At 66.4% G+C, this 2,676-nt stretch carries 5 protein-coding genes; 4 read left to right on the forward strand and 1 reads right to left on the reverse strand.

Annotated features, from left to right (window positions below; all coding sequences use genetic code 11):
• Positions 1–159: 159 nt before the first annotated feature.
• Positions 160–546 carry a hypothetical protein gene (locus DYI42_RS23685; protein ID WP_213549567.1) on the forward strand — a complete coding sequence of 129 codons (387 nt, stop codon included), beginning with the start codon at positions 160–162 and terminating at the stop codon, positions 544–546.
• On the opposite strand, the gene DYI42_RS23690 is transcribed toward DYI42_RS23685, so the two are convergent.
• Positions 543–1,031 carry a LysM peptidoglycan-binding domain-containing protein gene (locus DYI42_RS23690; protein ID WP_213549568.1) on the reverse strand — a complete coding sequence of 163 codons (489 nt, stop codon included), beginning with the start codon at positions 1,029–1,031 and terminating at the stop codon, positions 543–545. The genes DYI42_RS23685 and DYI42_RS23690 overlap by 4 nt on opposite strands.
• A gap of 146 nt (positions 1,032–1,177) precedes the next feature.
• Here DYI42_RS23690 and DYI42_RS23695 point away from each other — a divergent pair, with 146 nt between their 5' ends.
• Genes DYI42_RS23695 through DYI42_RS23705 form a run of 3 tightly spaced genes read left to right on the forward strand, consistent with a single transcriptional unit; the run spans position 1,178 to position 2,611 of the window.
• On the forward strand, positions 1,178–1,651 hold the full coding sequence (locus tag DYI42_RS23695) for a DUF2269 family protein (protein ID WP_213549569.1): 474 nt from the start codon (positions 1,178–1,180) through the stop codon (positions 1,649–1,651).
• A gap of 59 nt (positions 1,652–1,710) precedes the next feature.
• On the forward strand, positions 1,711–2,076 hold the full coding sequence (locus DYI42_RS23700; protein ID WP_213549570.1) for an HdeA/HdeB family chaperone: 366 nt from the start codon (positions 1,711–1,713) through the stop codon (positions 2,074–2,076).
• 4 nt (positions 2,077–2,080) lie between these two features.
• Entirely contained in the window at positions 2,081–2,611 is a 531-nt protein-coding gene (locus tag DYI42_RS23705; RefSeq protein WP_213549571.1) for an adenine phosphoribosyltransferase, read from the forward strand.
• Positions 2,612–2,676 lie beyond the last annotated feature (65 nt).

Here is a 2,676-nt window from a genome sequence, read left to right on the forward strand (position 1 = left end):
GCCGCCACGATCTCATCCCTGAGTTGGCGAAACCACGCCGCCGCCCGCGCCTTCTCGTCTTCCATCACAGCAGCCATGGCCTGCCTCCCCCTTATTCGTGATTTGGCGAATCCGCGCCGCGAGCCTAAACAGGGGGCCAAGCCATTGAAAGGACGCCCGATGCGGCATTTTCTGCCCCTTCTGCTCCTCCCCCTCCTGGCCGCCTGCGCCACGCCCCGAGAAGCCTGCGAAGCCCGCGCCACCAAGGACCTGCGGGTGATGAACAAGCTCATCGCCGAAACCCGCGCCAACGTCGACCGCGGCTATGCCATCGAGCGCGAGGCCTATGTGACGACCGGCCTGCAAATGTGCGTGGGATCGGCCAAGGAAAACGTCGGCGTCCGCTGGTGCCACCGCCCCGAAACCCGCTACCGCACCAAACAGGTCGCCATCGACCCGGGCGCAGAGCAACGCAAGCTGCGCAACATGATCATCAAACGCGACCAGCTCCAGCGCGAGGCACAAGCCCAGGTCGCCGCCTGCAAGCGGGCCTACCCGGAAGGCTAGATGTCATCGCGCGGAATGCGCAGCACCTGGCCCGGAAAGATCAGGTTCGGATTGGCCAGCACATGCTGGTTCGCCTCGAAAATCGGGCCGAAATCGGCGCTGCCATACTGCGCCTGCGCGATCGAGGTCAGCGTATCCCCCGCCTGAACCGTGTAGGGCTGCCAACCCTTGTAACCGGGCAGGATCAAGGGGCCGAAGAGCACCGGGATCACCACCGAAGGCCCGGTCTCGCTGCCGGTGTCGTCCGCCAGGGTCAGGAACAGCCGGGTCAGCTGAAAGCTGGTGGTGGCCGGAATCTCGATGCTCCCCTGAAACTGCCGCAACCCGAGCGACCCCACCGTGGTGAACCCCGTCACCTCGTCATGCCCCTCGCTCACGTTGATCGTCAACGTGCCCTCGAAGGCCGTGGCGTTTCCGGCAATCAGGATCGTCTGGCCAACGAGGTCGAAGGGCTGCGGCTGCTGAATATCGAGGGTGGGGGTCATGGCACTGGCTCCTCCGGCAATAGCCGGGACAAGGCGCAAGCTCACCGGCAAGCCTACCACAGATCGCGCAAACCCGCGACCACGGGGTTTGACGGCCCGCGCCAAATGCCGCTTCATCGCCGCAGACCCGCCCCGAAAGGCCCGGCATGGACCCCTACCTCACCCTCAAGTGGCTGCACATCCTGTCTTCCACAGTGCTCTTCGGCACCGGCATCGGCACGGCGTTTCAAATGGTCATGGCCATGCGCACCGGCAACGCCCAGAGCATCGCCCACACCGCCCACCACGTGGTGATCGCCGACTGGATCTTCACCACACCCGCAGGCATCGCGCAGCCGCTCACCGGACTGCTGCTGATCCACACCCTCGGCTATGACCTCACCGAACCCTGGCTGCTCGTCACCTACGCGCTCTATGCGCTCGCCTTCGCCTGCTGGGCCCCCGTGGTGCACCTGCAAATCCGCATCCGCACCCTCGCCCGCACCGCCGCCGCCAGCGGCACTGCCCTGCCCGCCGAGGCCCTGCGCGCCTACCGCATCTGGTTCGCCCTCGGCTGGCCCGCCTTCGCCGCGCTCACCGGCATCTTCTGGCTCATGGTCGCCCGCCCGCAACTCTGGTGACCCCTGTTCATCCTGCGCCACGACCGTTACCAATGGCCCGACCGACACGGGAGAAAACCATGAACCGCACCATCCTCGCCGCCGCCCTCTGCGTCGCCACCACCGCCCCCGCCTTTTCCGAGGCCTATATGATGGGCACCGGACGCTGGACCTGCGAGCGCGCCCGCGCCGCCTTCGTCACCCAGAACGTGACCGACCAGGCCCAGGTCGCAGGCTGGGTTCTCGGCTACTGGTCCCACGCCTCCATCGACAAGCCCAAGCCCTTCCTCGACAAGATGCAGGAAGTAGGCGGCAACAAGATCGTCGAGATCACCCTCGCCCAGTGCCAGCAAAACCCCAACGCCATGCTCTTCCAGGTGACACAGGCGATCCTCCAGAACTCGCTGGCCGAGCAGGAGGAAGGCGCAGAGCCCGCCTCCGAGTAAGTGCATGAAATCCGTCGCCGACTACATCCGCACAATCGCCGACTTCCCCCACGAGGGGATCATGTTTCGCGATGTCACCACCCTTTTCGCCAGCCCGCGCGGCATGCGGCTCTGCGTCGACCAGATGCTGCACCCCTATGCGGGCGAGCCGATCGACAAGGTGGTGGGGCTGGAGGCGCGCGGCTTCATCCTCGGCGGGGCCATCGCCCACCAGCTGGGCACCGGCTTCGTGCCGATCCGCAAAAAGGGCAAGCTGCCCGGCACGGTGATCTCCGAGGCCTATACGCTGGAATACGGCGAGGCGGTGATGGAGGTGCATGACGATGCCATCGCGGCAGGCGAGCGCATCCTGCTGGTCGATGACCTGCTGGCCACCGGCGGCACCGCCGAAGCCGGGATCAAGCTGGTCGAACGCCTCGGCGGCGTGATCATGGGCTGCGCCTTCATCGTCGACTTGCCCGACCTCGGCGGCCGCAAGCGGCTCGAAGCCCTCGGCATGGATGTCCACGCGCTGGTGGCCTACGAGGGCGCGTAGGGCGGAACCTGCCCCGCCACGCAAACCCAAGCCCCGCGTAGGGTGGGCAATCTGCCCACCACCCC

This window comes from Vannielia litorea (assembly GCF_018424695.1).
GTDB classification, from domain to species: Bacteria; Pseudomonadota; Alphaproteobacteria; order Rhodobacterales; family Rhodobacteraceae; genus Vannielia; species Vannielia litorea_A.